Origin of the sequence: Acetobacter sp. DsW_54 (assembly GCF_002153575.1) — a bacterium.
Lineage (GTDB): Bacteria > Pseudomonadota > Alphaproteobacteria > Acetobacterales > Acetobacteraceae > Acetobacter > Acetobacter fabarum.
Map to the genome: position 1 here is coordinate 22,235 of NZ_JOPD01000035.1, position 6,000 is coordinate 28,234.

General features: G+C 57.5%; 5 protein-coding genes and 1 pseudogene. 4 read left to right on the forward strand and 2 right to left on the reverse strand.

Annotated elements, in window-relative coordinates:
- Positions 1–194: 194 nt before the first annotated feature.
- A complete protein-coding gene (locus tag HK20_RS11775) occupies positions 195–968 on the reverse strand; it encodes an SDR family oxidoreductase (RefSeq protein ID WP_086647237.1) in 774 nt (257 codons plus the stop codon).
- Positions 969–1,118: 150 nt separating this feature from the next.
- Here HK20_RS11775 and HK20_RS11780 point away from each other — a divergent pair, with 150 nt between their 5' ends.
- The gene (locus tag HK20_RS11780) at positions 1,119–2,024 is read left to right on the forward strand and encodes a LysR family transcriptional regulator (RefSeq protein ID WP_086647238.1); all 906 of its coding nucleotides are present in this window, start codon (positions 1,119–1,121) and stop codon (positions 2,022–2,024) included.
- Between the two features lie 31 nt (positions 2,025–2,055).
- Here the strand turns inward: HK20_RS11780 and HK20_RS11785 are convergent, their stop codons facing one another.
- Positions 2,056–2,553, reverse strand: a complete 498-nt coding sequence (locus tag HK20_RS11785; protein ID WP_086647243.1) for a hypothetical protein — start codon at positions 2,551–2,553, stop codon at positions 2,056–2,058.
- Positions 2,554–3,048: 495 nt separating this feature from the next.
- Between HK20_RS11785 and HK20_RS11790 the strand changes: the two genes are divergently transcribed.
- The 3 genes and pseudogenes from HK20_RS11790 to HK20_RS11805 form a co-directional block, all read left to right on the forward strand.
- Positions 3,049–3,594 carry a DUF4142 domain-containing protein gene (locus tag HK20_RS11790; RefSeq protein WP_086647244.1) on the forward strand — a complete coding sequence of 182 codons (546 nt, stop codon included), beginning with the start codon at positions 3,049–3,051 and terminating at the stop codon, positions 3,592–3,594.
- Positions 3,595–3,693: 99 nt separating this feature from the next.
- Complete coding sequence (locus HK20_RS11795; RefSeq protein WP_086647239.1) at positions 3,694–5,391, forward strand: Na+/H+ antiporter; 1,698 nt, start codon at positions 3,694–3,696, stop codon at positions 5,389–5,391.
- A gap of 120 nt (positions 5,392–5,511) precedes the next feature.
- Positions 5,512–5,763 (forward strand): annotated as a pseudogene (locus HK20_RS11805) (IS481 family transposase); the annotation flags it as partial.
- Positions 5,764–6,000 lie beyond the last annotated feature (237 nt).

The following is a 6,000-nucleotide window of genomic DNA, read 5'->3' on the forward strand; positions in this document are numbered from 1 at the left end:
ATTAGTTATAATATAACATAACAATCAAATTATGCGCCGCACCGCAAACAGGACCAACCTCTGTTGCATTTGTGCAACGCATGGCAGACCCACCTCAAACAGTGCCCTATACAGCACCATGCCATACAAAAATGCCTCTCCCCCACAAGGTGGCGGGGGAGAGGCGTTTGAAAAAAATCCTTATTATAAAAAGGTTATTTGGTTGTGTAACCACCGTTGACCAGAATGGTCTGCCCTGTCATCCACCAGCCATCGGACACCATAAAGCGTACATGGGGCACAATATCTTCCACCTCTGTCAGCCCTGTCTGGCTGAAGGGGGAAAGTGCTGCGGCACTCTTGTGGTAGGCAACGGCCTCTGGTTCCTCCTGCCCGTAAAAGAATGGGGTATCCATGGGGCCAGGCCCAATGGCGTTGACCGAAATACCGCGTGCTCCCAGCTCCTTGGAGGCTGCGCGGGTAAAGTGCTCCACGGCTGCCTTCGCACCTGCATAGGTGCTGTAGAACGGGGTGTAAGCACCAAGCAGGGAGGTCACAATGCTGAGCAGTTTGCCGTTGTCGTTCAGGTGTTTGCCGGCTTCGCGGATAAACTGGAACGCCACCTTTGTGTTAATGGCGAACATGGCATCGTATTCTTCATCCGTTGTGTCGGCTATGGGCTTTTTGAGCACTTTGCCCACGGTGTTGATCGCTATGTCCAGCCCCGCCGTCATCTGCCGGGTTTTTTCAAACAGATCCGCCATGGCTCCGGGCTGGGTCAGGTCTGCCTGAATAACAAAGGCTTTTGCGCCGACATTGCGCACGGCTTGCGCTGTGGCCTTGGCATCTGCCTCGGTTGCGGAGCTGTTGTAGTGAATGACAACCGTTTGGGCGCCATGCCTTGCCAGATCACGGGCCACCATTCCGCCAAGGTTTTTGGCCCCACCTGTGATCAGAACGGTTTTGCCGGTTATGCTGTGTGTGGTCATGTCTGTGCTGCCTTAGCTGGTGCAAACAGGCGCTGGCCCGTTTTTTCTGTCCGGGCACAGTATCATTTGTAAATTACCAATAAAGCGGCGGAATATGATAAGACCTGTCAGCTTTTACGAATAATCCGGGGTGGGGCAGGGGGCAGGCTAATGGACCGTATAGATCAGTGCCGCATATTTGCGCGCGTGGTGGAAACGGGCAGTTTTACCCGTGCGGCAGAAACATTGGGCCAGCCACGCTCCACCGTATCGACCGCCGTGCAGGCACTGGAAGCACGCGTGGGGGCGCGGTTGCTGGCGCGTACCACCCGCTCCGTAACCCCCACCCCAGACGGACGCGCGTTTTACGAACACTGCGTAAGGCTTGTGGCGGATATGGACGAGGCGGAAGACCTGTTCCGCCGCGAGCGCGGGCACGTGCGCGGCGTGCTGCGGGTTAACCTGCCTGCGCGTATTGGCCGCCTGATTGTTGCCCCAGCACTGCCGGAGTTTGTTGCTGCCCATCCAGATATTCAGCTTGAACTGGGGGTAACGGACAGGCCGGTAAACCTGACGGAGGAGGGGCTGGACTGTGTGCTAAGGGTAGGCACATTGCATGATTCAGGACTGATCGCGCGGCGCATGGGGCGTATGAGCCTGCTCAATGTTGCCAGCCCCGCCTACCTTGCTCGCCACGGCATACCCCAGACCCCGGCTGATCTGGCGCGCGATGGGCACGTTGCCGTGCGTTACATGTCCCCCGCCAATGGGCGGGTGGAGGCATGGGAGTGGGAGGAAAACGGAACCCTCCACACGCTGGACCTGCCCGGCCCCGTAACCGTGAACAGTGCGGAAACCCAGATTGCCTGCTGCCTGGCCGGGCTGGGGCTTATTCAGGTGCCGCAATATGATGTAAAGCCCTTGGTGCAGAGCGGGGAATTATGTGCGGTGTTGCCGCACTGGTGCGCGCCCGCCATGCCGGTAAACCTGCTTTACCCCCACAGGCGGCACCTTTCCTCCCGCGTGCAGGCTTTTGCCGGGTGGATGGAAGGGCTTTTGGCCCAGCATCTGCTCTGACCCGCCATGGCGGCGGGCCAGCACGCAGGGTTCAGGGCAGACGGGGGATAATAACCGGATTTTTGGAGTTGGGGTCCGGGTTGAGTTCAACCGTACCCGACTGGGAGGAGTAGGTGGACCCGGCGGACTGGTTGGGGCCCTTGGGCTCATGGAAGGCAGAAACAGGGCCAAACAGCAGGCTGCCTGTGTTTTTGTTCATTGTGCCTTCCGGCTGGCGGGAGCAGCCGCGGGTAATAATGGAGCAGATCCCGTCCGAGCCAATCAGCTCATCATTATTGCCGGTGTAATGCACATCCGCCACCCGGTCATGGTCCAGCCGGATCACGGCGGAGCAGGTGGTGCCACCCCCACCCCCAAGCTGGTTGATGGTGGTGACAATGTCCCCCACCGGAATAAGCGTGGAACCCCCATAGCTGGGCTGGGGCTGTGTGCCGTTATAGATAAAAATCTGTGTTGTATCGTTTAACTGCTTTGTGGCGGAGGGTAGGCCCGCGCAGGCTTGCAGGTCGTATGATGTCATGCCGATCATGGTAACCTGCGCCTTATGCGCGGCACGCGAGTCAAAGTAACCGCACCCGCTCAACCCCAGACAGAGGGAGGACAGGGCAAGGGTGTTTAAAAGACGACAGTTCATATAAAGGCATATCCCAATAGCCAGACTTGGCGCATGCCCCCGCATGGCACACATTCCATACCCAGCCTACTGTGTTCTGTGCGCGCGATGCAAGGCGCAAACAAAGTGTAAAATAAAACCGTGCCAGTAAAATATGCTGTGTCCGCTATTATAGATCGGGCACCGGGCAGTCCTGCCCTATGGGGCGGTCGCTATAAATGCGTCCGCCGCAGTCTTGCCATCCGTGTTATATGCTTTCATCATAAGGGGTGTGGTCACTGGGTGTGGCATCTGTTGTGGATATAAAAATCACAAGTGACGTCTGCCCGTTTGCTTATTGCAAACATTGTTTTCAATATTGGGTGTGCTTGCCGCTCCACCTCTGGCCCCTGTAAGGGAGAACTGCCGGTTATGTTGTTTTTGTTCCGCCATAAGGCGGCTGCGCTCTCCCCTTTCATGCTGTTGCTGCTGGGGGCGTGCGCCTATGTTACGCCCTCCCAGCCTGCGGCTCCGCCCTTGCCAGCTCTGGCAAAGCCTGCTCCGTTCAGTGCGGCAGATGCGGTTTTTGTGCAAAAGCTCAACACCATGGACCTTGCCCAGATTGGCATGGCCAACATAGCCAGAACCCATGCCGCCCGGAACGATATTGCCCTTGTGGGGGAGACGATCTCCAAGGACATGGGCGCGCTGCAAGCCCGGCTGGCCAAGGTGGCCGCAGCCCATGCCCTGACCCTGCCTGCCCAGCCATCTGGCCCCGAACAAAAACAGATCGAACGCCTGCAACGTTGGCAGGGCGCCGCGTTTGACAGGCATTACATCCGCTCCTTTACGGCCACACATGCCAAAATTAAGCCTGTGCTTGCCAGCCAGATTGCCACCTCCAAAAACCCCGATCTGGTCGCAATCGCGCGGGATGTGCAGACCCGGCTGGCGGATTATCAGGCCGTCATGCGCTAGGGGCCTGCCTGCACGGGAAAGGTGCATGCAGTCTTTTATGAGGCTGTGAGTTGATAATGGCTTGCACAAAAACATGAAGCCCCGCAAAGGGCATGCACCATGCTGACAATCGAATTCATTCTGCTGCTTTTACTGCTGACCGCTGTGAGCAGCCTGATAACCCTGCGGTTCAAACAAAAGGTGCCGCAGCCTGTTATTCTGATCGCTCTGGGCGTTTGCGCCGGGCTTGCGGGCATGCATGTGCAGTTGCACCCCGAACTGTTCATGTTCGTGTTTCTGCCGCCTCTTCTGTTCGCGGATGCGTTTCGTATGCCCCTGCGCGAGTTTGGGGAGCTGCGTGGGCCAATCCTGTTTCTGGCCTTTGGGCTGGTGGTGCTCAGCACCCTGCTGTGTGGCTATGCCATTCACTGGATTTTGCCGGTCATGAGCCTGCCGGTCTGCTTTACGCTCTCGGCAGCCCTGTCCCCCACAGATACGGTTGCCGTGTCCAGCCTGATCAAGGGCAGGCGGGTGCCTACACGGCTGTTGCAGCTTTTGTCGGGCGAGGCGCTGTTTAACGATGCCTCGGGCCTTGTCTGCTTCCGTTTTGCCATGGCCGATGCGCTTACGGGCGAGTTCTCCTACCAGCAGGCGTTTGGCACGTTTTTGCTGGTAGCGTTCGGAGGGCTGGCCATTGGGGGGATTGTCGCCTGGGTTGCCGCCCGCCTGAACAAGATGCTCACCCGCTCCGGGTATGATGAAACCCAGTCCCAGATTGTGCTGGTGCTGCTTCTGCCGTTTTTAATGTATGCTCTGGCAGAAGCCATGGGGTGCTCGGGCATTCTGGCCGCGGTTGCGGGCTGTATGGTGGTCAAGCTTTCAGGGATTGTGGAGGATGCCTCCACCAGCACCCGCCTGCAATCCACCACGGTATGGACCATGGTCAGCTACGTGTTTAACGCGCTGATCTTTCTGTTCCTTGGCTTGCAGCTCCCCAACCTGTTGCAAAGTGCGCATACGCTGGTGCTGGCCCAGCATGTGGGCATGTGGCGGCTGGGGCTGCTGGTGGTGCAGATTTACTGCATTATGCTGGTCATGCGGTTTATGGGGGTCTGGCTGTCCATTGCCTGCCGCTGGGCTTCTGCACGGATCAACCACATTCCGTTCGAGGCCACAGGGTTTGCGGCCAGCCTGCTGCTGAGTTTTGCCGGGGTGCGTGGTGCGGTTACGCTGGCGGCGGTGCTGTCTCTACCTACGGGGGAGGATGGCACAATGTCCTTCCCCACGCGTGAAGCCGTGGTGGTTATTGCCGCGGGGGTTATTGTGCTTTCCCTGCTGGTTGCCAGCGTGATTATTCCCTTATGCCTGAAGTTTATCCCGGCCGAACTGGTGGATAAAAATGCGCAGGAGGAAAACATGGCCCGCCAGCGGCTGCTGCGTGCCGCGCTGGACCTGCTACGCAAGGCCGAAACCATGCCCGCCATAGAAACCCCGCCCGAAACGGAGGAGGAGAAAGCCGCTCTGGAGGCCGCCCGTGTGGAGGTTATTGCCCGCCTGACCAAGCTCTACCAGACCCGGCTGGAGCAGGAGGACGCCACCCCCCGCATTGCCCAGGCCGACAGGCGCAACGCCATACGGCATGCCCGTATGGAACTGGCCCTGCGCCTGCAAATCCTGCGGGCCGAACGCCAGACCATGCGTGAACTGGTGGCCCAGCAGGATATTAATGACCAGACGGAGTGGAAGCTACAGCAAGAGCTGGATTACGAAGAAGAAGTGATTCACGCCCTCGCCCAGCGCCTTCCAAGGGAGGTCTGACCCGGCAGGTATGCGTATGCGGCAGGGCTGCCTGGGTGTTTAGTCCCGGGGGTTGATGGTGTGATATTTTCATGTGAATGGAAGGAAGCATTATGAGGCAGATATGTCATGGGAGAGCTGCTAGATGACTGCCTTCATGCCCCGCAGGCCGGCATTCCTCTCGGCTCTGCGTCGCTGCTTTCAGCGTCACGAGATCTCACGGCTTCCGGACATGGAGGAAGACAAGCCCAAACGATAGCGCTTCAAACGCTATCCCATAGGCTTTTTTACATCGATATTGCCGAAGTCCAGACTACTGAAGGTAAGCTGCACCTCTTCGTTGCTATCGACCGGACAAGCAAATTCGCTGTCACACAACTGGTCGAGAAAGCCGACTGGAAGACGACATGAGCATTATCCCTTATCGGGTTCATACATTCATGCCCGCAATCCACATCGCAGCAAGCGTTATCTTCTACCTCAAAGAATGAGTTCTGAGCTTAGTGTGACGGTTCCCCGAAGCCTTAAAGAAAAACAAGTGAGTAAACAAAATGATTAATTCACTTTCAGGCAGTGTGAACTGCCCCGGGTTTACCGGAGAGAGATTTGTTCAGTAATCAGGCAGCGATA

Bases quoted from the DNA above. Each gene is read 5' to 3' on its own strand.
- HK20_RS11775 (WP_086647237.1), bottom strand. From the start codon at position 968: ATGACCACACACAGCATAACCGGCAAAACCGTTCTGATCACAGGTGGG.
- HK20_RS11780 (WP_086647238.1), top strand. From the start codon at position 1,119: ATGGACCGTATAGATCAGTGCCGCATATTTGCGCGCGTGGTGGAAACG.
- HK20_RS11785 (WP_086647243.1), bottom strand. From the start codon at position 2,553: ATGATCGGCATGACATCATACGACCTGCAAGCCTGCGCGGGCCTACCC.
- HK20_RS11790 (WP_086647244.1), top strand. From the start codon at position 3,049: ATGTTGTTTTTGTTCCGCCATAAGGCGGCTGCGCTCTCCCCTTTCATG.
- HK20_RS11795 (WP_086647239.1), top strand. From the start codon at position 3,694: ATGCTGACAATCGAATTCATTCTGCTGCTTTTACTGCTGACCGCTGTG.